This is a genomic window from Pseudoalteromonas sp. MMG007 (genome assembly GCF_018100985.1).
Classification (GTDB): Bacteria; Pseudomonadota; Gammaproteobacteria; order Enterobacterales; family Alteromonadaceae; genus Pseudoalteromonas.
The window spans coordinates 84,214-109,022 of record NZ_JAGJEI010000011.1; the positions used below are offsets into that span (position 1 = coordinate 84,214).

General features: G+C 41.0%; 25 protein-coding genes and 2 pseudogenes. 9 read left to right on the forward strand and 18 right to left on the reverse strand.

Features of this window, described 5'->3' with window-relative positions; all coding sequences use genetic code 11:
* Positions 1–49: 49 nt before the first annotated feature.
* Positions 50–1,873 carry a translational GTPase TypA gene (gene typA, locus J8L71_RS13335; protein ID WP_211000961.1) on the reverse strand — a complete coding sequence of 608 codons (1,824 nt, stop codon included), beginning with the start codon at positions 1,871–1,873 and terminating at the stop codon, positions 50–52.
* A gap of 507 nt (positions 1,874–2,380) precedes the next feature.
* Here typA and glnA point away from each other — a divergent pair.
* The 5 genes from glnA (at position 2,381) to J8L71_RS13360 (ending at position 7,459) form a co-directional block, all read left to right on the forward strand.
* On the forward strand, positions 2,381–3,787 hold the full coding sequence (gene glnA, locus J8L71_RS13340) for a glutamate--ammonia ligase (protein WP_211000962.1): 1,407 nt from the start codon (positions 2,381–2,383) through the stop codon (positions 3,785–3,787).
* Between the two features lie 111 nt (positions 3,788–3,898).
* Complete coding sequence (locus J8L71_RS13345) at positions 3,899–4,420, forward strand: DUF4124 domain-containing protein (protein ID WP_211000963.1); 522 nt, start codon at positions 3,899–3,901, stop codon at positions 4,418–4,420.
* Between the two features lie 84 nt (positions 4,421–4,504).
* Positions 4,505–5,575 (forward strand): nitrogen regulation protein NR(II), encoded by a 1,071-nt coding sequence (gene glnL, locus J8L71_RS13350; protein WP_211000964.1) that lies wholly within the window; start codon positions 4,505–4,507, stop codon positions 5,573–5,575.
* Between the two features lie 14 nt (positions 5,576–5,589).
* Positions 5,590–6,975 (forward strand): nitrogen regulation protein NR(I), encoded by a 1,386-nt coding sequence (gene ntrC, locus J8L71_RS13355; RefSeq protein ID WP_211000965.1) that lies wholly within the window; start codon positions 5,590–5,592, stop codon positions 6,973–6,975.
* A gap of 25 nt (positions 6,976–7,000) precedes the next feature.
* Complete coding sequence (locus J8L71_RS13360) at positions 7,001–7,459, forward strand: cyclic nucleotide-binding domain-containing protein (protein ID WP_211000966.1); 459 nt, start codon at positions 7,001–7,003, stop codon at positions 7,457–7,459.
* 1 nt (position 7,460) lies between these two features.
* On the opposite strand, the pseudogene J8L71_RS13365 reads toward J8L71_RS13360, so the two are convergent.
* From J8L71_RS13365 to J8L71_RS13375, 3 genes and pseudogenes are all read right to left on the reverse strand, one after another.
* Positions 7,461–7,871, reverse strand: a pseudogene (locus J8L71_RS13365) (hypothetical protein); the annotation flags it as partial.
* A gap of 269 nt (positions 7,872–8,140) precedes the next feature.
* Positions 8,141–8,374, reverse strand: a pseudogene (locus J8L71_RS13370) (hypothetical protein); the annotation flags it as partial.
* Between the two features lie 92 nt (positions 8,375–8,466).
* The gene (locus tag J8L71_RS13375) at positions 8,467–8,766 is read right to left on the reverse strand and encodes a hypothetical protein (RefSeq protein ID WP_211000967.1); all 300 of its coding nucleotides are present in this window, start codon (positions 8,764–8,766) and stop codon (positions 8,467–8,469) included.
* Positions 8,767–9,021: 255 nt separating this feature from the next.
* On the opposite strand from J8L71_RS13375, the gene J8L71_RS13380 reads away from it, so the two are divergent.
* The 3 genes from J8L71_RS13380 (at position 9,022) to acnA (ending at position 12,866) form a co-directional block, all read left to right on the forward strand.
* Positions 9,022–9,405 carry an RNA-binding S4 domain-containing protein gene (locus J8L71_RS13380; RefSeq protein ID WP_211000968.1) on the forward strand — a complete coding sequence of 128 codons (384 nt, stop codon included), beginning with the start codon at positions 9,022–9,024 and terminating at the stop codon, positions 9,403–9,405.
* A gap of 104 nt (positions 9,406–9,509) precedes the next feature.
* Entirely contained in the window at positions 9,510–9,929 is a 420-nt protein-coding gene (locus tag J8L71_RS13385) for a hypothetical protein (RefSeq protein WP_211000969.1), read from the forward strand.
* Positions 9,930–10,124: 195 nt separating this feature from the next.
* Positions 10,125–12,866, forward strand: a complete 2,742-nt coding sequence (gene acnA, locus J8L71_RS13390; protein WP_211000970.1) for an aconitate hydratase AcnA — start codon at positions 10,125–10,127, stop codon at positions 12,864–12,866.
* 119 nt (positions 12,867–12,985) lie between these two features.
* Here acnA and J8L71_RS13395 read toward each other — a convergent pair whose 3' ends face one another.
* The 4 genes from J8L71_RS13395 to J8L71_RS13410 form a co-directional block, all read right to left on the reverse strand.
* Positions 12,986–13,531, reverse strand: a complete 546-nt coding sequence (locus tag J8L71_RS13395; RefSeq protein ID WP_211000971.1) for a DUF4124 domain-containing protein — start codon at positions 13,529–13,531, stop codon at positions 12,986–12,988.
* Between the two features lie 127 nt (positions 13,532–13,658).
* Entirely contained in the window at positions 13,659–14,399 is a 741-nt protein-coding gene (locus tag J8L71_RS13400; RefSeq protein WP_211000972.1) for a phosphoadenylyl-sulfate reductase, read from the reverse strand.
* 43 nt (positions 14,400–14,442) lie between these two features.
* Entirely contained in the window at positions 14,443–16,140 is a 1,698-nt protein-coding gene (gene cysI / locus J8L71_RS13405; RefSeq protein ID WP_211000973.1) for an assimilatory sulfite reductase (NADPH) hemoprotein subunit, read from the reverse strand.
* A 60-nt stretch (positions 16,141–16,200) separates the two neighbouring features.
* A complete protein-coding gene (locus J8L71_RS13410; RefSeq protein WP_211000974.1) occupies positions 16,201–18,015 on the reverse strand; it encodes an assimilatory sulfite reductase (NADPH) flavoprotein subunit in 1,815 nt (604 codons plus the stop codon).
* A 303-nt stretch (positions 18,016–18,318) separates the two neighbouring features.
* Here J8L71_RS13410 and J8L71_RS13415 point away from each other — a divergent pair, with 303 nt between their 5' ends.
* Positions 18,319–19,629, forward strand: a complete 1,311-nt coding sequence (locus tag J8L71_RS13415; protein ID WP_211000975.1) for an endonuclease — start codon at positions 18,319–18,321, stop codon at positions 19,627–19,629.
* 533 nt (positions 19,630–20,162) lie between these two features.
* Here J8L71_RS13415 and rpsQ read toward each other — a convergent pair.
* Genes rpsQ through rplC form a run of 10 tightly spaced genes read right to left on the reverse strand, consistent with a single transcriptional unit; the run spans position 20,163 to position 24,787 of the window.
* On the reverse strand, positions 20,163–20,420 hold the full coding sequence (gene rpsQ, locus J8L71_RS13420) for a 30S ribosomal protein S17 (RefSeq protein ID WP_006791355.1): 258 nt from the start codon (positions 20,418–20,420) through the stop codon (positions 20,163–20,165).
* Complete coding sequence (gene rpmC / locus J8L71_RS13425; protein ID WP_004588692.1) at positions 20,420–20,611, reverse strand: 50S ribosomal protein L29; 192 nt, start codon at positions 20,609–20,611, stop codon at positions 20,420–20,422. Before rpmC ends, rpsQ begins: the two co-directional genes overlap by 1 nt.
* The gene (rplP, locus tag J8L71_RS13430; RefSeq protein WP_002957890.1) at positions 20,611–21,024 is read right to left on the reverse strand and encodes a 50S ribosomal protein L16; all 414 of its coding nucleotides are present in this window, start codon (positions 21,022–21,024) and stop codon (positions 20,611–20,613) included. The genes rpmC and rplP overlap by 1 nt, the downstream gene beginning before the upstream one ends.
* 12 nt (positions 21,025–21,036) lie before the next feature.
* Positions 21,037–21,738 (reverse strand): 30S ribosomal protein S3, encoded by a 702-nt coding sequence (rpsC, locus tag J8L71_RS13435; RefSeq protein ID WP_004588691.1) that lies wholly within the window; start codon positions 21,736–21,738, stop codon positions 21,037–21,039.
* Positions 21,739–21,749: 11 nt separating this feature from the next.
* Complete coding sequence (gene rplV / locus J8L71_RS13440) at positions 21,750–22,082, reverse strand: 50S ribosomal protein L22 (RefSeq protein WP_004588690.1); 333 nt, start codon at positions 22,080–22,082, stop codon at positions 21,750–21,752.
* Between the two features lie 13 nt (positions 22,083–22,095).
* On the reverse strand, positions 22,096–22,374 hold the full coding sequence (gene rpsS / locus J8L71_RS13445; RefSeq protein ID WP_004588689.1) for a 30S ribosomal protein S19: 279 nt from the start codon (positions 22,372–22,374) through the stop codon (positions 22,096–22,098).
* A gap of 15 nt (positions 22,375–22,389) precedes the next feature.
* Entirely contained in the window at positions 22,390–23,214 is an 825-nt protein-coding gene (gene rplB / locus J8L71_RS13450; RefSeq protein WP_007376192.1) for a 50S ribosomal protein L2, read from the reverse strand.
* A gap of 15 nt (positions 23,215–23,229) precedes the next feature.
* Positions 23,230–23,532 carry a 50S ribosomal protein L23 gene (gene rplW, locus J8L71_RS13455; protein ID WP_054206127.1) on the reverse strand — a complete coding sequence of 101 codons (303 nt, stop codon included), beginning with the start codon at positions 23,530–23,532 and terminating at the stop codon, positions 23,230–23,232.
* A complete protein-coding gene (gene rplD / locus J8L71_RS13460; RefSeq protein ID WP_004588686.1) occupies positions 23,529–24,134 on the reverse strand; it encodes a 50S ribosomal protein L4 in 606 nt (201 codons plus the stop codon). The genes rplW and rplD overlap by 4 nt, the downstream gene beginning before the upstream one ends.
* A 17-nt stretch (positions 24,135–24,151) precedes the next feature.
* Positions 24,152–24,787, reverse strand: a complete 636-nt coding sequence (gene rplC, locus J8L71_RS13465) for a 50S ribosomal protein L3 (RefSeq protein WP_016709048.1) — start codon at positions 24,785–24,787, stop codon at positions 24,152–24,154.
* Between the last annotated feature and the right edge of the window lie 22 nt (positions 24,788–24,809).

Consider the following 24,809-nt stretch of genomic DNA (forward strand, 5'->3'; position numbering starts at 1 on the left):
GTATTTTGCAATACAGCGGCTTTTAAAATCATTTTTCTAAATTAATAGATTATGACTTAGGAGCACGACCCGCACGTTTACGCTCATTCTCAGTTAAATGACGTTTACGAATACGAATGTTCTCAGGTGTAACTTCTACTAGCTCATCATCAGCAATAAACTCAAGCGCTTGCTCAAGTGAATAGTTCAGATGCGGTGTAAGTGTTTGTGCTTCATCTGTACCAGATGCACGAACGTTAGTAAGTTGCTTACCTTTAAGTGCGTTAACTGTAAGGTCGTTATCACGGCTATGAATACCGATAACCATACCTTCATAAACTTCAACACCGTGACCGATGAATAAACGGCCGCGCTCTTGTAAGTTAAATAATGCGTTAGTAAGTGCTTTACCTGTTGCATTTGCAATCATTACGCCGTTCTTACGAACACCTAGCTCACCACCTTTGTGCGGACCGTAGTGATCGAACGTGTGGTAAAGTAAGCCAGAACCAGACGTTAATGTCATGAACTCAGTTTGGAAACCGATTAAGCCACGGCTTGGGATCATAAAGTCCATACGCATACGGCCTTTACCATCTGGTGCCATGTCAGTAAGCTCACCTTTACGAAGACCAATTTGCTCCATGATAGAACCTTGGTGCTCTTCTTCACAGTCAATAGTTAGTGTTTCATATGGTTCTTCTAACACGCCATCAACAGTACGTAAGATTACTTCTGGACGAGATACAGCTAACTCGTAACCTTCACGACGCATGTTCTCGATTAAGATACCTAGGTGTAATTCACCACGACCTGATACGCGGAAGCTATCTGGGTTGTCAGTATCTGCAACACGAAGTGCTACGTTGTGCACTAATTCTTTGTCTAAACGCTCACGAATATTACGTGATGTTACAAACTTACCTTCTTTACCACAAAAAGGAGAGTTGTTTACAGAGAACGTCATTGTTACTGTCGGCTCATCAACACTTAGTGGTGGCAATGCTTCAACGTTGTTAGGACAACAAAGCGTATCTGAAATCTTAAGCTCGCCTAGACCTGTTACAGTAACGATGTTACCAGCATAAGCTTTATCAGTATCGATACGCTCAAGGCCTAAGTAGCTTTGTACTGAACCAATTTTACCGTTACGAGTTGTGCCATCAGCACTGATAACCGTAACTTGTTGGTTAGTCTCAACAGAACCGCGTTTAATACGGCCAATACCAATTACACCTTTATACGAGTTGTAATCAAGCTGAGAGATTTGCATTTGGAAGTCACCTTCAGGATCTGCATCCGGTGGTGATACTTCGTCAACGATCATCTTAAACATAGGTTCCATGTTATCTGATGGCTCGTCTAAATCTAGCGTTGCCCAACCATTAATAGCTGATGCGTAGATTACTTTAAAGTCTAACTGTTCGTCAGTTGCACCAAGATTGTCGAATAAATCAAAGATTTGATCCATAACCCAATCTGGGCGTGCACCTGGCTTATCAATTTTATTGATAACGACGATTGGCTTTAAGCCTTGCGCGAATGCCTTTTGCGTAACGAAACGCGTTTGTGGCATTGGACCTTCTTGAGCATCAACAAGTAATAATACTGAGTCAGCCATCGAAAGTACGCGTTCAACTTCACCACCGAAATCGGCGTGTCCCGGGGTATCTACGATATTGATATGGTAGTCTTTCCAAGAGATAGCTGTGTTTTTAGCTAAAATGGTAATACCACGTTCTTTCTCAATGTCGTTTGAGTCCATCACACGCTCTTCGTTACCGCCGCGTGTTTCTAATGTACCTGATTGCTCAAGTAGTTTGTCAACCAATGTTGTTTTACCGTGGTCAACGTGCGCGATAATCGCTATATTTCTTAACTGTTCGATGCTCATATTTTTACTCAGAGAAATTAAATTCTCATTGATCCTGCAAGATCTACGCACTCATCCACGCTTTCGCGAGATGTCCCAGCATAGGATTTAAAAGGGCGCATATTATCCCTCATTAATGGTATGGATGAAAGTTTATCCAATATAAATTTGAAAACTTTCTCAATAATTTTACTAAGTATCTGTTTTTTATATGACAATTATATGAATTAAATTTCAGTTATTTTTTAAAAAACAGCATTTTTTGCTATTTGAGAGATATTTTTGGCACTCTTTTGCATTTAGGTTATGCTAATTCCAAGCGATTAAATTAGCAGCAAATTACACCCTGTAAATTTTGCACCAAAAGGGATTTTTTACGCACCAACTTGGTGCTTTTGCATATTCCATTTTGATGCAACTATAATTTTTCAATTCATAAACAGCTAGTTACAATCATGGCACAAAATCAGCTTACTAATTACCAAAGCAATTATGCAGCAATAATAAAACCCAATAGTTGGAGGACACATGTCACAATCGGTTTTAGATTTTATTAAAGAAAATGACGTTAAGTTCATTGATTTACGCTTTACTGACACTAAGGGTAAAGAACAACATGTATCTATTCCTCATCACCAAGTTGATGAAGACTTTTTTGAAGACGGTAAAATGTTCGACGGTTCTTCAATTGCAGGCTGGAAAGGCATTAACGAATCAGACATGGTGCTAATGCCTGTACCTGAGTCTGTAAAATTAGACCCATTCACAGAAGAAACAACACTAATCGTTCGTTGTGATGTTGTAGAGCCTTCTACACTACAAGGTTATGAGCGTGATCCACGTTCTGTTGCAAAACGCGCTGAAGACTACATGCGCTCTACTGGTATTGCAGATACTGTATTATTTGGCCCAGAGCCAGAGTTTTTCTTATTTGACGATGTTAAATACAAATCAGACATGTCAGGTTCTATGTACAAAATTGATGCTGTAGAAGCAGCATGGAACTCAGATAAAGATTACGAAGGCGGCAATACTGGCCACCGTCCTGGTGTTAAAGGCGGTTACTTCCCTTGTTCACCAGTTGATTCTTCACAAGATTGGCGCTCAGCTACCTGTTTAGTTCTTGAAGAATTAGGCCAAGTGGTAGAAGCACATCACCATGAAGTAGCAACAGCAGGTCAAAACGAAATCGCTACTCGCTTTAATACAATGGTATTAAAAGCAGATGAAATCCAAGAGATGAAATATGTTATTCATAACATGGCTCACCTTTACGGAAAAACAGCTACATTTATGCCTAAACCTGTTGTCGGTGATAATGGTTCTGGTATGCACTGTCACCAGTCTTTAGCTAAAGACGGTGTAAACTTATTTGCTGGCGACAAGTACGGTGGTCTTTCAGAAGACGCGCTTTACTACATTGGCGGTATTATTAAACATGCTAAAGCAATTAACGCTTTTGCAAACGCCTCTACTAACTCGTACAAACGTTTAGTACCAGGCTTTGAAGCACCAGTAATGCTTGCATACTCTGCACGTAACCGTTCTGCTTCAATCCGTATTCCAGTGGTTCCTTCTGAAAAAGGTCGTCGTATTGAAGTACGCTTCCCAGATCCAACAGCTAACCCATACCTTGCTTTCTCAGCAATGCTTATGGCTGGCCTTGACGGTATCAAAAACAAGATCCACCCTGGCGATGCAATGGATAAAGATTTATACGACCTGCCAGCTGAAGAAGCGGCAGAGATCCCAACTGTTGCAGCGTCACTTGACGAAGCACTATCTGCACTTAGCGCAGACCGTGAATTCTTAACGCAAGGTGGTGTATTCACTGATGACTTAATTGACGCTTACATTGGTCTTAAGTCTCAAGAAGTTGAAAAGCTTAACATGACAACTCACCCAGTTGAGTTCGAAATGTACTACAGCTGCTAATTTAGCTGTTAAAAAATGTGTGTTCTCAAGCCCGCTTTGCGGGCTTTTTTAATGGTAAAATTTATAAACTCCACTAGAGTTAAGTTACCGATAAAAATGCAGGGCTGCAGAGTGAATAACAAGATTTTATCACTATTAATTTCTTTAGGATTAAGTGATTATAGTTATGCGGGTGAAAAGAAAATATACGCATGGAAAGATAAAAATGGCGTATTAGTGTTCTCTGACACACCCCACAAAGGCGCTACTGAGGTAAAGCTCACAAGTCAAAATCTTAATATGCCTGCACCTAGTAATAACGTTTTTAACGAGCCAACCCAACCTCAGCAAGCGGCGTTTAAAATTGCCATTTCCTCGCCTGAGCATAACCAAACTATACGTGAAAATACCGGTAGTGTTTATGTTACTAGCCGAATAACTCCACGCTTTGAAAGTGGTTTTACTATTCAACTTTTTATTGATGGCAAAGCGAGTGGTCCCTCGAGTGATAGCTCAACCTTTGCAATCAGAAATGTAGAAAGAGGCGAGCACACACTTCAACTAAAACTGTTTAACAGTAAAAACCAAATTATTGCCACTAGCCAGCCATGTATATTTTTTATGCATCGAAAAGGGTTAAACCTTGGCAAGTAAACTGTGGCTTTACTTAATAGGTGCTGTAGGTATTTGAGTGAAATGACTTGCTTTTACATACCAACGCACTAAAGTGGTGCATTCATGATTGATAACAAAAATTTTAGCCCTGAGCTACTCGACGCTATTTGGCAAAACCAAACAACAGCTATCATGCTTCTTGATAAAAAGTTTAAGGTTGTTTATGCCAATACAAGTACCAGCGAGCTACTTGGGCTTGGTAATAAACGCTTACTAGATCAACCTTTTGATAGCCTTTTTAATTACCATTCAATTGATTTACAACGTATTGAACAATATTCATTAATTGAGGGTTTAGATTGCCAGCAACATAGAGCTGACGTGGTTTTCAGCGATTCTCGTCATGCCAAGGTTGCTGTAAGTACAAGGCAAATCAAGTTCAACAATACCTTATATATTTTATTTGAATGGCGTCAAACCGATGACGAAATAAAACACGACCAAGCCTCTAATCAAATGCATCAATATCAAGCTGCTCGTAATTTAATTAGAGGTCTGGCTCACGAAATTAAAAATCCTTTAGGCGGAATTCGCGGAGCGGCGCAGTTATTGCAGTATGAGGTTGATCAGCAAGAAAGAGATCAATGTGCCGAGCTCATTATTGAGCAAGCAGATAGATTGCGCGAATTAGTAGATAGGCTTTTAGGGCCAAACCAACTTCCGCAGAAATCTTACGGCAACATACATCAATCGCTTGAGTCGGTTGTTAAGCTCAGTACGTTAGACAATTGCTCTAACATTAGTTTGGTTAAAGATTACGACCCGAGCATTCCTGATGTATTCATTGATCAAGGTAAAATACAACAAGTTGTATTAAACATTGTTCGTAATGCTCAACAGGCGCTTGTAGATGGCGGTGAAATAAAAATAAAAACCCGCATTAATCATCAACATCGTCGCCCTGGTAAAGCACCTAAAAAAGCCTTGATGATCCAAATATCTGATAACGGACCAGGCATTGATCCTAGTGTACGTGAAACGCTCTTCTACCCTATGATCACCAACAAAGAAGGTGGATCGGGTTTAGGGCTCTCAATAGCGCAAACACTCATAGATCAGCATGATGGCTATATTGAATGTGATAGCTGGCCTGGCCATACTGAATTTAATATCTATCTGCCTTTTGCAGATTAATGTTTGGAGTTTTCATGAAAACAGTTTGGCTTGTAGATGATGATGCATCAATTCGATTTGTACTCGAAAAAGCACTTACCCGCTCAGGGTTTACCACGGAAAGCTTTGCTAATGCGCAAGATGTATTGAGCGCATTAAAGTTTAGCCAACCAACTGTTTTAGTATCTGACGTTAGAATGCCAGGCATGGATGGTATGGCATTGCTTGAACTTATTGCAGAGCAAAATCCTGGGTTGCCGGTTATTATAATGACCGCCCATTCAGATTTAGACTCAGCAGTTAATGCGTTTCAAAAAGGTGCATTTGAATACCTAGCAAAACCATTTGATTTAAACGAAGCCGTAGCTTTGGTAGAAAGTGCATGCAGAGCAAACTCCACTAAAAAAACAAAACGTAAGCAAGCTCCACCTAAAAGCGCGCACATTATTGGTGAAGCACCTGCTATGCAAGAAGTGTTTAGAGCCATAGGTAAGCTTTCAGCCTCTAGTATGAGTGTGCTTATTAATGGTGAATCAGGTACTGGTAAAGAGCTGGTAGCCAGCGCATTGCATAATCACAGTCCGCGTAAAGAAAACCAATTTATTGCTCTTAACATGGCCGCAATTCCAAAAGAGCTCGTTGAGTCTGAATTATTTGGCCACGAAAAAGGCGCATTTACCGGTGCCGATAGCGTTCGTAAAGGCCGCTTTGAACAAGCAAACGGCGGCACACTGTTTCTAGATGAAATTGGTGATATGCCACTTGATGTACAAACACGTTTATTGCGCGTACTGGCCGATGGGGAGTTTTATCGTGTTGGCGGTCATCAAAGCATAAAAGTAGATGTACGTATTATTGCAGCAACACATCAAAATTTAGAAGACTTAGTAAAACAAGGTAAATTTAGGGATGATTTATTTCATCGCTTAAATGTAGTTCGCCTACGCTTACCTGCGCTTCGAGAACGTACTGAAGACATTGAGCGCCTTGCACAGCACTTTTTACATAAAAGCGCTAAAGACCTGCAAGTAGACAGCAAAATTTTAAGCCCAAAAGCCACTGAACAATTACGTTTATTTAACTGGCCGGGTAATGTTCGTCAATTAGAAAATACATGCCGATGGCTTACTGTTATGGCACCGGGAGAGCTTGTAAGTGAGCAAGACTTACCACCTGAAATACTTGATGCTTCACCTACTCAACAAGAAGGTGATTGGCTTGATGCATTTCAACAATGGCTTAATCAAGAGCTTAAACAAGGCAAAGAAAACATATGGCCTGATATTCAAGCTCAACTTGAAACTCGCTTAATAAAAACAGCCCTCGCTAATTGCTCTGGCCATAAACAGGATGCAGCCATAAAAATAGGCTGGGGGCGCAACACGTTGACCCGTAAATTAAAAGAGCGCAATATTAACTAACACTCCTTGTTAATTTTGGTTATTAATGAAGTTAATTGAACATATTCCTTTGTTTAAACAAATGGAAATTATAAATAGGCTGCACTTTTTTAAAGATTTCACTCTTGGTGAACGCCAAGTGCTTTTAGAATCGTTTGGCCTTTTATATTTAGTTAATCAAAATCAGTTTTTGTTTAAACAGTTCGATAACGATAAACGTTTATATATTGTATTAAGTGGTGCGTTATTAGTGTTTAAGCATAACCACTTATTAGAGCTAGGTACTATTGAGCCGGGTGAGTTTATAGGTGAAGGGGCTTTTATTAATAACCGAGAGCGTAGCACCAGCGCTCGCGCTAAAACCGACACCATAGTACTTGCCATTACCCCAGAGGCACTTACTCGCTTGCCTAATGTAATACGCGAAAAAATTAAAGACCGAATTATTGAAGGTATGAGCCTGCGCATTGCTAAACTTAGTGAACACATAGAAACTCACGGTTAGCTCAGTCCATATAAACAGTTGGTAATGAGCAGCCAAACCAGCTGGGATTATTTACGTGTGCAGTATACGTGTAAGTATCTGAAGGCTTGGCACCAAAGGGGGTATTTACAAGTGGCTGTGAATCGCTATATGTCTGGGAATAGGTTTTATAATAAATAACAACATACCCATACAAGTACTCCCAACTGAGCCTCACAACTGCATCACTTGGTAATGTAAATTCAACATCTTCATTTGCAAATTTAACCAATAAATCATTATACCTATCGTCGCTGCAATGGGTTGTTCGTAACCGAGGGGGCATAGTGAACGCGTCTTCCCCATCAGCATTCTTTAAATAAAAACCGATATTACCATCACCATAAAAGTGATTTGATCGTGTGGTGTAGTTAATTTCGGGTTGATAAACTAGGGCGTGTTGACCTTTCGTGGTTGAATTTGCAGCAGACTGTTTGGTATTTAAGCAAGGCAGAGCCTATGTAGTGTGGTTGTTCCCCATAAATAGGCGATAACGCAGCATAAAGACCAAACATGCGCTGCCCAAAGGGTTCTTTCTAGGGACGATTGACTCTTTGTTGCTCGGCTTTTACTTAGCCCACTAAGTTACAAACCTCGCGCCGCAATTAAATCGCCCCTAGATTGAACAAATTTCAATCCACAAAGGTCAACACGCCCTGGCTCTTGCATAATAATAGCTAACTGCTCACTCTCTTCTTGGTAAATTTTATCGCTTGATAAGAGCAATGTGGCTTCACCAAAATTAGATGGAATTGCCAGCGCTACGTATTCATAAGGAAGGTTTTGTGCGCTGAGCGCAGCATCGAGTTGATTACGCTGCTCATCTTGCAAGTTTTCCCTAAATACATACACGGTAGGTTGTTGGCACGCAGCTAATAGTAATGCCAACGCACATATTAAAATTCCATTTTTCGTAGTTACACTCCAATATTTACACCTGTAGTCTATTAGGAGGCACTATTAATCGCAATGCACTTAATTAAATAATGTCACTGATTGATATGACTGGTTTGGCTATCTAACCATGCATCAACACTTTGTCGAGTGTATAAAACTTCATTAAACAAACGGTGACGTTCAAATTCAAGCTTTGATTTTCTAAGCGGATCGCCACTAATTAAACGGCTGTGCGTATCATTAAATTTTGAAATAACTGAAAACCCGCTATCACTAAGTTGTGCCTGTTCCTTTACTAAATTCGCTAGATGCGATCTTACGTCGTCAGCAGTTAACATGTCGGAATTATCTAAACCCATCAGCTCTTTTTTCATTGCTAATCTTACGCCCATTTTCTACTCCGTTTATATGTACACATTACACATCAGTTAATCCGCCAGAGTTTTAGCAATTAGCGAGCCATCTATAAAAATCAGTCATTGCAAAGCTTAACCTGCAATTGCTTCAGTTTTCTTAAAGACAGAGGAAAAGGCTAAAAAGTTTCAACTTGATTAACGACTACCTTCTCAGTTTTGTATTTGCTTTGGTGCAAAATGCTCTACAAGCCTTTATACTAGGGGACTATGCGTTACCCCACTGGAACTAACATGAACGAAGAATACATAGAAATTGAATTAGAAGAAGAACCCATAGAGCTTTGTAAATTATTAAAAGTACTCGATTTAGTTGAAGGTGGCGGCCAAGCAAAAAACCTAATCGCTGAAGGCTACGTGGGTGTTAACCATGAAATTTGTACAATAAAACGGAAAAAATTATACAGTGGCGACGTATTAGAATTTGATGGTGAGTTTTTTCAATTATCATTAAGTGAAGATGCAATCCCTGCAGAGCGAGCAGTAGTGCAAAGTACACCAGAGGCAAAAACCACCCCCCAAAGCACTGCTAATCAACCGGCAAAAAGTAAGCGTAAGCGCACTAAAAAGCCTAAAAGAGATGAAAATACAGGGCGTCGTCCAATTTCATTTGGCTAGCCTTCAAGGTTATTCGCAGCCTCTAAACATAAAAGCCAGCTTGTAATGCTGGCTTTTATGTTCTTTAATTACCTCGTAAATAACAATAAAAACAAGGTAATAACATGTCTACCCCCACTTGGTTAAAATCGCTTGCTTGGGCTGCGCTTATTTGGAACTTATTAGGTGTGTTCGCATTTGCGATGCAAGTGATGATGACCCCAGAAATGATAAGTAAACTGCCTACAGATCAACAAGCTGCCTATTCTAATATTCCTCTTTGGTCTACCATTGCTTTTGCTATAGCTGTATTTGGAGGCTTACTAGGGTGTATTCTTTTATTGATGAAAAAGGCGCTCGCCATACCCATATTTGCAGTGTCTTTAAGCGCTATTTTGCTACAGCAATACTATAATTTTGTTGTTATAAATAGCATTGAGCTATTAGGTTTAAGCGCTGTATTTATGCCTATTTTAGTTATTATTATTGCCATAGGCCTGCTTTATATAAGTATCAAAGGCAAACAACAAAGCTGGTTAGGCTAATTAAGATTAAGGCCAATATTATTTGGCCCTTTATCACCCTTGAAAAACTATTCTTCACCATTACCTCTATACTTATTGCTGTACAAATTTCGCACTTTTTACCACATTAATTATGCTGGTATGTACTTTGCAATTAAGAAAATAAAAGAGGTCATCTTTTCAAGGAAATTTACCTAATTACCAAAGGGGCAAAAAATGAATAGTTTCGAAACAGAACATCAACTAACTATTAATGGCGAGCAATATCATATTCACTCACTTAAAGGATTAGGCGATAAAGCTAAGCGACTGCCCTTTTCCCTCAAAGTATTACTCGAAAACCTGCTACGCAACGAAGATGGCGTAAATATAAAAGAACAAGACATTCAAGCCCTCTTGAACTGGGATTCTAAAGCTAAACCATCATCTGAGGTCGCTTTCACACCAGCACGCGTTGTTATGCAAGATTTTACAGGTGTACCAGCCATTGTAGATTTAGCCGCTATGCGTGACGCTATGGAGAAACTAGGTGGCGATCCTGCAAAAATAAATCCACTATCTCCTGCTGAACTTGTAATAGATCATTCTGTGCAAGTAGATGGCTATGGCGATGATGGCGCATTTGATTTAAATGCAAAGCTAGAATACGAACGTAATAAAGAACGTTATGAGTTTTTACGTTGGGGGCAAACAGCATTCGATAACTTAAAAGTGGTGCCACCCGCAACCGGGATTGTTCACCAAGTAAATTTAGAATACCTAGCACGTGTTGTGTTTAATGAAGACAGCAAAGGTAAAAAGTTCGCTTACCCAGATACCTTAGTAGGCACCGACTCACACACCACTATGATTAATGGCTTAGGTGTTCTTGGTTGGGGCGTAGGCGGCATTGAAGCCGAAGCTGCAATGCTTGGCCAACCCATTAGCTTACTCATCCCACAGGTGGTTGGTATGAAGCTAAATGGTCGCCTTCCTGAGGGAACAACAGCAACCGATTTGGTATTAACAGTGACCGAGATGCTACGTAATCATGGTGTTGTAGGTAAGTTTGTAGAATTTTATGGTGACGGCCTAGCCGACCTACCTCTGGCAGATAGAGCAACGATTGCTAATATGGCACCCGAGTACGGCGCCACATGTGGTATTTTCCCTATTGATGATGAAACCATTAATTATTTACGCTTAACAAACCGTGATGAAAAACACCTCAAAGTAATTGAAGATTACGCCAAGCACCAAGGTTTATGGCGAAACGATGGCGACGACGCTAATTATACAGATACCCTTGAACTTAAACTTGATGATGTCGTGCCAAGCCTTGCTGGGCCTAAACGTCCGCAAGACAGAATAGCATTAGATAAAGCCGGCGATGTTATTGGCCAGCACTTAAAAGGCTTTCAAGATGAGCGCATGGAGCGCCGCGATAAAAGTGATATAGAGCAAGCTCGCATTGAAAGCGAAGGCCCTGCCACAAACCCAGATGAGCCAGTTGAAGAAGCGCAGTTTATGGGGGCCGCAAAAGTTAAGTTCAAAGGACAAGAGTTTGAACTTAACGATGGCGCCTGTGTTATCGCTGCCATAACAAGCTGTACAAATACCTCAAACCCAAGTGTAATTTTAGCAGCGGGTTTAGTAGCAAGAAAAGCTAAACAACTCGGCATTGATGTAAAACCTTGGGTTAAAACATCACTTGCTCCGGGCTCTCAAGTTGTAACAGACTACCTGGAAAAAGCTGACTTAATGGATGATCTAGAAGCACTAGGATTCAATTTAGTCGGTTATGGCTGTACAACCTGTATTGGTAATTCAGGTCCACTAGCAACAGAGATATCAGATGCGATCCAAAAGCATAAGCTGGTTGTAAGCTCAATTTTATCGGGTAACCGTAACTTTGAAGGGCGAATTCACCAAGATGTCAAAATGAACTTTTTAGCATCACCACCCCTGGTTGTTGCCTATGCAATTGCTGGCCGAACAGACATAGATGTATATAACGAACCCCTTGCGCAAGATAAAAACGGTAACGATATTTACCTTAAAAATATCTGGCCAAGTGTAAGTGAAGTAAATAAGTTAGTACAAAAAACGGTAACTAAAGAAATGTTTGAAAAAAGCTATGCCAATGTATATGAAGGCGATAGCCGCTGGCAAAAAATTCAAATTCCAAATGGTAAACTTTATGATTGGAATGATGAATCAACTTATATCAAAAAAGCCCCATTCTTTGATGGCATGAAAGTAGAACCGCCAGGCGTTCCAACAATTGAAGGTGCACGCTGTTTAGCTAAATTAGGCGACTCGGTAACTACCGATCATATTTCGCCCGCCGGTGCGATAAAAGCAGAAGCCCCTGCTGGCTTGTACTTGCAAGACAAAGACGTAGGAAAAGCGCAGTTTAACTCATACGGCTCACGCCGTGGTAATCACGAAGTGATGATGCGCGGTACATTTGCCAATGTAAGGCTTAAAAACTTGCTTGCACCGGGTACCGAGGGTGGTGTTACACGCATGCAGCCAGAAAACGAGCTAGCAAGTATTTATGATGCAGCTATGGAGTATCAAAAAAATGAAACACCACTCATTGTTTTGGCCGGTAAAGAGTACGGTACAGGCTCATCACGTGACTGGGCAGCTAAAGGTTCATTGTTACTTGGTGTAAAAGCAGTTGTCGCACAAAGCTATGAGCGTATACACCGCTCTAACTTAATTGGCATGGGGGTTTTACCTCTGCAATTTAAAGATGGCGAAAGCTATGAGTCGTTAGGATTAACAGGGCAAGAGCAATTTGATATTGAAGGCCTTTACGATAAAACTGACGAAGTAAGTGTAATCGCCACTAATGCTGAAGGTAAAAAGGTAAGCTTTAGTGCCGATGTACGTATTGATACCCCTAAAGAGTGGGATTACTACAAACACGGCGGTATTTTGCAATATGTACTGCGTAACATGCTTGATTAATACGCGCCTTGACTAATGTATTTAAAAGCCCAGCTTAGTAATAAGCTGGGCTTTCTATTGGTATAGTGTGTGGCACTAGATCAGTATTGAGTTGTAGCGATTTACCTAGCTCATACTAATTAAAGCGCACTTAAGTTGTTTATTTCTTTATTACGTTTTTCGAGTTTTTCTTTTACGTTTTCGGCATCATTAAACAACTTTTTTACCGAATTTGGATTTAATATTGAGGGCGTTTCAGGGGTTGCTGTCATTTTATTTGTATTAGAGGTAGCGTTTAAAATAGACGTATCTTCAGCAGCAATAACTGTAATATCTTTAGGGTCTAACTTTACCTCAATACTTGTTACATCTGGATTTGGCGTATCTGAAAAATGCCATTGGCCACTTTCATCTTGCCACTTATAAATTTTACTACTTGATATAGTGGAAGGAATGGGTTCGTCTGAAATACTGCTCGCTATTTTATCGCCAGCTTGCTTTACACCTTGCACTGCTTGGTCGAGCGTATCGGTAGAAAGCGTAACCATTTTCTCTTTAATTTGTAGAGATTTGTTGCTAATTGAAGAAGTAGAAAGCCATGTTTGTCCATCGGGCTTTTTTAAATAAAACAAAGAGATGACAGCAATAACCATGACTGATATTGCTAGGTAGGTAAAGTATTTCATAGGCTCCTGCTTTAATTAATCCTTTATCATAATGAGTCTAATAAAAAATTCTTAAACAGGCAATTTTTTTGTAATAAAAACGCAGCCTGAGCTGCGCTTAAAAATGTACACTTTTTAGTATTAAAGGTTAAATACCATCACCATCCATGTGCAAGCCACATTCACGGTTTAAACCAAAAAAGCGAGTTTCTTCTTCGCTCATACCTGGCTCTAACTTACGTGTTGTATGCACATCTCCCATCGACACATAACCTTGCTCCCATAACGGATGATAAGGTAAGTCGTGCTTAGTAAGATATTGATACACATCGCGGTTTGACCATTCAATAATCGGGTACACTTTTACTGTACCTCGACTTATTTCTACAAACGGTTTATCAGCACGAGTAGATGATTGATCGCGTCGTAAACCGCTAAACCAAGTGCCTGCTTTAATTTCTTTAAGTGCGCGAGTCATCGGCTCAACTTTATTAAGTTGGTTGTATTGCTTAATACCGTCTTCACCTTGCTCCCATAGCTTTCCAAATTTAGCTTCTTGCCATGCTGGGCTTAACTGCGCTCTATACACTTTTAAGTTAAGTGATAGTCGCTCGCTCATTTGCTCAATAAACTGATAGGTTTCAGGAAACAAGTAGCCCGTATCGGTTAAAACAACTGGTATATCTGGGCGTTGTGAGGTCATTAAATGCAGCATTACCGCTGCTTGAATACCAAAGCTAGATGATAAAAATGCCGTTTCTGGCAAGTTATCAAGCGCCCATGCAACACGCTCCTCAGCGCTCATATTCGCTAGTAAACCATTAGCATCAGCTAACATAGCCGCTTGGCTTTGTTTATCTAGCTGTAAAATATTTTTAAATTCACTCATGGAAAATTCCAAGCCTCACCAGCGCTAAAGCGCTGGTATTTAATTATGCGTGAAAATCAGTTACTGACACTTTAACTTCAGAAACAATGCCTTTGCGAATAACAAAGTCACCAAAACATTCACCGTCTTTGCGCTCGCTTGCCCATTGGCCAATTAGCTTATCAAACGCCTCTAGGTAAACATCTTCACCTACGTTTTCTAGGTACAATTTAGGAATGCGCGTACCTTCAAGGTTACCGCCTAAGTAAACGTTGTATTTACCTGGGCCTTTACCTACTAAACCGGCTTCTGCAAGCATTGCGCGGCCACAACCATTAGGACAACCAACAACACGCATAATAATGCTGTCATCCGGAATACCGTGTTTAGCTAGCAGTGCTTCGGTTTTTTCAATTAAGCTTGGCAAGTAACGCTCAGCCTCAGCCATAGCAAGCGGACATGTTGGTAATGCTACACATGCCATAGAGTTTTTACGTTGCTCGGTATCTTTATCATCAATTAGGCCGTGATTACGGGCAATTTCTTCAATCACTGCTTTTTGATCTGCAGGTACACCCGCAATAATTAGGTTTTGGTTTGCCGTCATACGCATATCACCTTGGTGAACTTCTGCAATTTTACGACACCCTGTTTTAAGCGGCTTACCTGGGTAGTCTAAAATACGGCCGCTTTGAATAAATAGCGTTAAGTGGTGCTTACCATCAATGCCTTCAACCCAACCAATACGATCGCCGCGATGAGTAAACTCATACGGACGGCTTGGTGCAAATGTAACGCCTGAGCGTTTTTCTACTTCTGCTTTAAATACATCAACACCTACACGGTCTAATGTGTATTTAGTTTTTGCATTTTTACGGTTTGAACGATTACCCCAATCGCGCTGCACAGATACAACATGTTCTGCAATTTTTAGCGTGTCGTCTAAGGTAATAAAACCAAAGTCATCAGCCTTACGCGGATACGTTGCAGTATCGCCATGAGTCATGGCAAGGCCACCACCAACAAGGACGTTAAAACCTACAAGCTTGCCATTTTCAGCAATTGCTACAAAATTTAAGTCATTTGCATGCACATCAACTTCGTTGTTAGGCGGAATAGTTACCGTTGTTTTAAACTTACGTGGTAAGTAGTTAGAGCCTAAAATTGGCTCTTCTGTCGTTTCTGCTTTTTCGCCATTTAGCCAAATTTCAGCATACGCTTTCGTTTTTGGTAGCAAATGCTCAGAAATTTTTGCAGCCCAGTCGTAAGCTTCTTGATGTAGCTCAGATTCAACAGGGTTAGTAGTACACAGTACGTTACGGTTGACGTCACCCGCTGTAGCAATAGAGTCTATACCTACGCTATCAAGCATTTGGTGCATACCTTTAATATTAGGCTTTAATACACCATGAAACTGAAACGTTTGACGTGTAGTCAAACGAATGCTGCCGTAGCTTGTTTTGTCATCAGCAAATTTATCGATTGCTAACCACTGCTCTGGCTTAATAATACCGCCAGGCATACGCGCACGTAACATTACGTTATGAAGCGGTTCTAGCTTTTGCTTTGCACGCTCACCACGAATATCACGGTCATCTTGTTGATACATACCGTGAAAACGTATTAACTGAAAATTATCGGCTGTAAAACCACCGGTAATTTCATCTTTTAAATCTTGCTCTATGGTGCCACGTAAAAAGTTACTTTCTCTTTTCAAACGCTCATTATCAGAAAGTTTTACGTTTTTATCTTGTTCGCTCATTTTAAATCCTAAATTTGTTACAGTGACGGCTGCTAGCTGTTAATAAAATAAGAAACGTGATTAATACACGTCTTTCTGATAGCGGTTAGCGCTACGTAAGTCTTTTAAGTATTGCTCTGCGTCTTCGTTGCTCTTGCCTGTGTTTTCTTTAATGATATCAACAAGGGCATTGTGTACATCTTTTGCCATGCGGTTTGCATCGCCACAAATATACAAGTGCGCGCCTGCTTCTAACCATGCAAATACGTCTTTGCTGTTACTGCGTAATTTGTCTTGTACATATACTTTTTCAGCCTGGTCACGGCTAAATGCAACATCTACTTTACTAAGTAAACCTGACTTTAAATAACCTTGTATTTCTACTTGATATAAAAAGTCTTGGGTAAAGTGTGGGTTGCCGAAAAACAGCCAGTTTTTACCTTGTGCTTCACGCGAGTCACGTTCTTGTAGAAATGCGCGGAACGGTGCAATACCGGTACCTGGGCCAACCATAATAATTGGTGTTTCATCATTAGTAGGTAAACGGAAGTTGTCGTTATGTTCGCTAAATACCTTAACCTTACAGCCTTCTTCTGCGCGGCGAGTTAAATAACCAGAACAGCCACCTAAGTGCTCACTATCAAATGAGTCAAACTGCACTAAACCAAGTGTTAAATGTACTTCGTCTTCCACCTCACTTTGGCTAGAAGCAATTGAATATAAACGCGCTTGTAATTTACGTAAGCAATCTACTAGCGTTTGCGCATCAAGCTTTGCTGGGTTTTGACGAATGACATCATATATTTGGCGAGGCTCGATGTATGCGCGCATTGCAGCTTTATCTTCTACAAGCTTTAATAATTCAGGCGTACCTGTTGCTGTAGCGTATTTTTCTACAAAACCTGGGTATGACTGAGTCAGCTCTAGCTTTTCAATTAGAGCATCGCGTACGTTTAGCTCTTCATCACCTACTTTTACAATACTAGTTGCCGCTATTTGAGTAAGCTCAAGCACTTCATCAACTAACACGTCGTCATTTAAAAAGTACACACCTAACGAATCACCTGGAGTATAAGTAATGTCTGAACCTTCAAGCGAAATCTCAACATGGCGTACGTCTTTAGTAGAGTCGCGGCCAGTAATTTTTTGAACAGTTAAAAGCTCTGCTTCAAACGGATTCTGTTTGGTGTATTGGCTGGCAGCAGTCGTTGGCGCGCCAAATGGCATTGATACAACTTGACCGCCAGCAGCATCTTGCTGCGCTTTTATATCAGGTTCAAATGCATTTAGTGCACCCGTGATCCATATTGCAGCTTCATCATCGTAGTCAACATCTAGGTCAGCACGCTGAAAAATGGTTTCTGCGCCAAGTTTATTTAAACGCTCTTCAAAGTCTTTTGCTGTTTGGCAGAAAAATTCATAGCTAGAATCACCTAAACCAAGTACTGCTACTTTTACACCATCTAATTTAGGCGCTTTTTTAGTCGTTAAAAATTCGTACAGTGTTTCGGCATCTTCTGGTGGCTCGCCTTCACCGTAAGTAGATACCACAATGGTTAAAAACTTTTCTTTTTTCAGGGCTGTTGGTTTGTAATCCGACATACTTACTAACTTAACAGCGAGTCCGCGAGACTCCGCTTGTTCTTTTAGCTTAGTTGCTACGCCTTTTGCGTTACCTGTTTGTGAGCCATATAAAATTGTTAACGGTGCAGCATCGCTAGCAGCAGGTGCATTTGCCACTGGGCCGCCCAAAGCAGCAGAGTTAGCATTAGCGGCTAAGTAACCACTTACCCACGCTTGTTGAATTGGATTGAGTTCAGCCACTAAGCCTTGCAGCTTCTGTACTTGCTCTTGCGTTAGCGGGCTTGCCGCAGCGTTTAGTTGACCTAACAACATGAATCTATTCCCCATAACCCTGAAAAATTAAACACAATGCAATATAAGCATTGTTAAAAATGAGTTTCCCTCTTGCAGAGCGTCTCTGTTGAGGTTTTCTAAGTATGAAGGATAACGGGCTATGTGTTTATAAAAAAAGAATAGAATCTGCTTTGTTATTCCATTTAGTTATTAATTTATATAAAGACCTTCAAAAACAGCTTAAAGACTAATTGTTGTTTTTTATGAAACTATGCATTAACAATTTTGTAACCCGCTTAATATAAGGTATATTACCGCCTCACAAAAAAAATAGGAACGATCATGTCACTCGGGACATATACAAATACATTACTTGGTACCGCATTACTATTAAGCGCATTACCGACAATCGCAAATGTAACTAACGGCAGCTTTGAACAGTGGACAAGCAATACACCTAGTTCTTGGAGCACTATCGATAACGGAATCAGCTTAACACGCACAACCAGTAAAGTTAAAAGTGGTAGTAGCGCCGCTGCTATAAATGTAACGACAGCTACGCAAAGCAACACTGATCTGCTGCAAATAATAAGTGTTGAAGCAGGTAAAACATATGAATTTTCTGTTGATGTTTACCACACCGAAGGAAAAGTTAAAGCACGCTTGTATATAGATGGCTATCAAGGCTATTCAAACCAAGCAAAAACTAATCAGTGGCAAACGATAAGCCACAGCTATAAAGCAAGTAGCAGCAAAACAATTAAAGTAGGCTTGCGCTTTTATGATGTAAGCGGGTTTGATGGTAAAGAAACAGTTTATGTAGATAACTTTTTACCCAATACCGACAGCAACTCAGAAAAAAATAGTAATGAGCAAACAGCCTCAACCCCCACAGGCTATTATGTAACAGCGCAAAGCCTTACAGGCTATGCATTAAAAACAGAACTGTATAACATTATAAACAACCATAATTCACAAGGTTACAGCGCTATTTGGAATTTTTACGACTCTTCGTCTCGCGATAAATATTTTGAACGCGATAACAGTATCGTCGATATGTACAGTGAAAAGCCAAATGGTTCAGACAGTTACAGCTATAGTGCTGTAAGTGATCAGTGTGGTTCATACAATAGTGAGGCAGATTGCTATAATCGTGAACATGCATTTCCTAAAAGCTGGTTTGGCGGCACTAAAGAACCTATGAATTCCGATGTTCATCATATTTATGCCACAGATGGGTACGTAAACTCAAAGCGTAGTAATTTTCCGTTTGGTGAAGTATCAAGTGCTTCATTTACTTCAACTAACGGCAGCAAATTAGGTTCAGCCATAAGCTCACTAAATTACTCTGGTACTGTATTTGAGCCAATTGATGAGTTTAAAGGGGACTTTGCTCGTGCTTATTTTTATATGGCTACGCGCTACGAAAACGTTATAAGCTCGTGGCAAAATAACACAACTGCAAGTAATGCAGTGCTTAATGGTACAAGTAATAAGGTATTCGAGAGCTGGGTTGTAACTATGCTACTTAACTGGCATAACGCCGACCCTGTTAGCCAAATGGAGCTGGACCGAAACCAAGCCGCTTATGAGTTTCAAGGGAATCGTAACCCATATATCGACCACCCTGAATTTGTAGAAATGATTTGGTAACTAAGTCAGCATAAAAAAGAGAAGCCTTTGCGCTTGCAAGGGCTTATTCTCATCTCAATCGGCACATTCTTTTTATAATAATAGATTAGAGACTTATGAGTTAACAAAACCTTACTAACTATCAAATGGGTAGATAGTTTATAGTTGATAAATTCTTTACAGAAAATTGGCTTATAAAAAACTTACTGTATGGTAATACACAGTTGAGCAGAACCATAAACTAAACAATAGCCCAATAAACCACAAACATAATAAAACTCACCCTCCCACAAATCCTCTAAAGAAATAATTTGGAAATTAATCTCCCATTAGCATATGTTGGTAGCATTCTTTTATGGTGGTATAAACTTAATGCCAGTATATTCTTTGCGTTCTTTTCTCTTCGGGTGTCCTAGACTCAATCCAAGCTACGGCGTTCAGCCCCACTGCGAGTTGCTGATAGCTGAAAACCTACCACTTAAAACTTATAGCCCCAAACAAAAAAAGCCCCGGCTAATGCCAGGGCTTTTTTACAAAACCAACTTAATTAAAAATTAAGCTTGTTTTGGACTAGAAACAACGTCTACTAAAGTCCAAGATTTATTCTTAGAAATTGGTGCACATTCACGGATAGTAACTACGTCACCCGCTTTTGCTGTGTTGTTTTCGTCATGTACGTGTAGCTTAGTTGTACGTTTAATGAATTTCCCATAGATTGGGTGCTTCACGTAACGTGCGATTGCGATAGTGAAAGATTTTTCCATCTTGTCGCTAACTACACGGCCTTGAAGAGTACGAATTTTATCGCTCATTATTGACCTGCCTTCTGGTTAATAATTGTTTTTACACGCGCGATATCGCGACGTACTGTTCTTAGCGTGTGTGTCTGAGCTAACTGACCAGTGCTTGCTTGCATGCGCAGGTTAAACTGCTCACGAAGAAGTCCTAGAAGTTCAGCATTAAGCTCTTCTACGCTTTTATCTTTTAGTTCGCTTGCTTTCATCACATTACCGTCCGAGTTACGAAAGTTGTTTTGAATGGCAGTTTACGAGCTGCAAGGTCAAACGCTTCACGAGCAAGCTCTTCTGAAACACCTTCCATTTCGTAAAGTACTTTACCAGGCTGAATTTCAGCAACCCAATATTCAACAGAACCTTTACCTTTACCCATACGAACTTCAAGAGGTTTTTCTGTGATCGGCTTGTCAGGGAAGACACGGATCCAGATTTTACCTTGACGTTTCACGTGACGCGTCATAGCACGACGAGCTGCTTCGATTTGACGAGCAGTCATGCGGCCACGACCAGTAGCTTTCAAACCGAAAGTACCGAAGCTTACTTTGTTACCGTTTTGCGCTAAACCGCGGTTGCGGCCTTTGTGCATTTTACGGAATTTTGTACGTTTTGGCTGTAACATTACTCGCTACCTCTACTTAGCACTTTTCTTGGCTTTCTTTGGTGCGCGTTTAGCTGGCTTCTCTTGCTCTTGTACTAGTGGTAAACCACCAATAACTTCGCCTTTGAAGATCCAAACTTTAACACCAATGATACCATAAGTGGTTAAGGCTTCAGAAGTTGCGTAGTCGATATCAGCACGAAGAGTATGTAGAGGTACACGACCTTCACGATACCATTCTGAACGTGCGATTTCTGCGCCGCCAAGACGACCGCTAACTTCAACTTTGATCCCTTTAGAACCGATGCGCATTGCATTTTGTACCGAACGCTTCATAGCGCGACGGAACATTACACGACGCTCTAGTTGAGAGGCAATGCCGTCTGCTACTAGTTGTGCATCAAGTTCTGGTTTACGTACTTCAGAAATATTAATCTGAGCAGGTACACCAGCAATCTTAGTTACCGCTTGACGTAATTTCTCTACGTCTTCGCCTTTTTTACCGATAACAACACCCGGACGAGCCGTATGAATTGTTACACGGATAGATTTAGCTGGACGCTCAATAACGATTTTAGACACAGAAGCCGCTTTTAATTCCTTAGTAAGGAAAGTACGTACTTTGTGATCGCCAAAAAGCTGATCAGAGAAATCTTTTGAACTCGCGTACCAGGTAGAAACCCAAGGTTTAGATATACCTAGGCGAATACCAGTAGGATGAACTTTTTGTCCCATTACTTATACTCCTAGCTATCTGAAACCACAACAGTGATGTGGCTTGTACGCTTAAGGATGCGGTCTGCGCGTCCTTTAGCACGTGGCATAATACGTTTCATTGTTGGACCATCGTCCACAAAAATCGTAGTTACACGAAGCTCATCAATGTCAGCACCTTCGTTATGCTCTGCGTTAGCAATAGCAGACTCAAGTACTTTCTTAACTAATACAGCCGCTTTTTTAGGGCTGTACGCCAGGATTTCTAATGCGCGGTCTACAGGTAGTCCGCGAATTTGGTCTGCAACTAGACGAGCTTTTTGCGCCGAACCAGAGGCGAATTTATGTTTAGCTAATGCTTGCATTTATCTTCCCCTCTTATCGTTTCTTCGCTTTCTTATCCGCAGCATGGCCACGGTAAGTGCGAGTTGGTGCAAATTCACCTAGTTTGTGACCAATCATTTCGTCAGAAACGAAAACTGGCACGTGCTGGCGACCATTATGGACAGCAATGGTCAATCCGATCATGTTAGGTATGATCATTGAACGACGGCTCCAAGTTTTAATTGGCTTCTTTTCACCGCTTTCCAAAGCTTTCTCTACCTTCTTCAGCAAGTGTAGGTCTATAAAAGGACCCTTCTTGAGAGAGCGTGGCATGGCTATTCCTCAATATTACTTAGTACGACGACGTACTATAAATTTATCCGTACGCTTGTTCTTACGCGTCTTCGCACCCTTAGTCGGTTTACCCCATGGAGACACAGGATGACGACCACCAGATGTACGACCTTCACCACCACCGTGTGGGTGATCAACCGGGTTCATGGCAACACCACGAACTGTCGGACGAATACCACGCCAGCGATTTGCACCTGCTTTACCAAGTGAACGAAGCATATGCTCAGCATTGCCTACTTCACCTAGAGTCGCACGACAATCAGATTCAACTTTACGAACTTCGCCTGAACGAAGACGTAATGTTACATATTGACCATCACGAGCAAGGATTTGAACGTATGCACCAGCAGAACGTGCGATTTGAGCACCTTTACCTGGTTTTAATTCTACGTTGTGAACAGTCGAACCTACAGGCATATTGCGCATAGGTAATGCATTACCAGGTTTGATTGGTGCATCAACACCAGACTGGATTGCATCACCAGCTTTTAAGCCTTTAGGTGCGATAATGTAACGACGCTCACCGTCTGCATATAATACAAGAGCGATGTTTGCGCTACGATTTGGATCATATTCTAAACGCTCAACAGTGGCTGGAATGCCATCTTTAGTACGTTTAAAATCGATTAAACGGTAATGCTGCTTATGACCACCACCGATATGACGAACCGTAATACGACCATTGTTATTACGACCACCTGATTTAGAGTTTTTCTCTAAAAGTGGTGCGTATGGCTTACCCTTATGTAGATCTGGGTTAACCACTTTAACTAGGTGACGACGGCCCGCAGAAGTAGGCTTACACTTTTGAAGTGCCATAATTCTATCCCCTTATTACTCGGCGCCGCCGACAAAGTCTAGCTCGCTGCCTTCTTTAAGAGTAACGTAAGCTTTTTTCCAGTCGCTACGACGACCGAAACGTGCGCCAGTACGTTTTGTTTTACCCTTAACGTTAAGTGTGCGAACACCCGTTACTTCTACTTCAAAAAGCTTCTCAACTGCTGCTTTAACTTCAGCTTTAGTTGCGTCATTTACTACTTTAAAAACAATCGTGTTGTTTTCTTCAGCAGCAATTGTGCTTTTTTCAGAGATATGTGGAGCAAGGATCACTTTTAAAAGACGTTCTTCACGGATCATGCTAGCGCCTCCTCAAGTTGCTTAACAGCAGCGGCTGTAATAAGTACCTTGTCGAAAGCAATTAAGCTTACAGGGTCGATACCAGCTACATCACGCGTGTCAACCTTATAAAGGTTACGTGCCGATAAGAAAAGATTTTCATCTACTTCTTCAGTCACGATAAGAACATCTTTAAGCTCAAGTTCTTTAAGCTTAGAAACTAATTCTTTTGTCTTTGGTGCTTCTAAACCAAAGCTTTCAACAACGATTAAACGCTCTTGACGAACTAATTCAGATAAGATGCTTTTGATCGCACCGCGGTACATTTTACGGTTTACTTTTTGGCTGTGGTCTTGTGGTTTAGCTGCGAAGCTAACGCCACCTGAACGCCAAATTGGACTACGGATTGTACCAGCACGTGCACGGCCAGTACCTTTTTGAGCCCATGGTTTTTTACCACCACCGCTTACTTCAGAACGTGTCTTCTGAGCACGAGTACCTTGACGAGCACCTGCTGCGTATGCAACAACTACTTGATGTACTAATGCTTCGTTAAACTCACGTCCAAAAGTAGCTTCAGAAACTTCAAGAGCGCCAGAAGCGTCTTTAATTGCTAATTCCATCACTAAATCTCCAGGACTTATGCTTTAACAGCTGGTTTAACGATAACGTCACCGCCGATAGCTCCAGGTACAGCACCTTTAACTAATAGCAAGTTACGCTCAGCGTCAACGCGAACTAGTTCTAAGTTTTGAGTCGTTACACGCTCAGCACCCATATGACCGGCCATTTTCTTACCTTTAAACACCTTACCAGGTGATTGGTTTTGACCGATTGAACCAGGAGCACGGTGAGATAGAGAGTTACCATGTGTAGCGTCTTGCATGCTGAAATTCCAGCGCTTAACACCACCTTGGAAACCTTTACCTTTAGAAGTACCGGTTACGTCAACTTTGTTGATTTCGTTGAATAATTCAACAGTAAGCTCTGCGCCTACTTCAAAATCGCCTTCACCACCATTTAGGCGGAATTCCCACAGACCGCGACCCGCTTCAACACCAGCTTTAGCGAAATGACCCGCTGAAGCTTTGTTTACACGGCTTGCTTTTTTAGTGCCTGCGGTTACTTGAAGCGCGTTATAACCGTCTGTTGCGTCAGATTTGATCTGAGCAATGCGGTTAGGAGTCGCTTCAATAACTGTCACAGGGATAGATACACCATCTTCAGTGAAGATACGTGTCATACCCACTTTACGACCGACTAGACCTAATGCCATTTTCCTATAACCTCTCTAATCT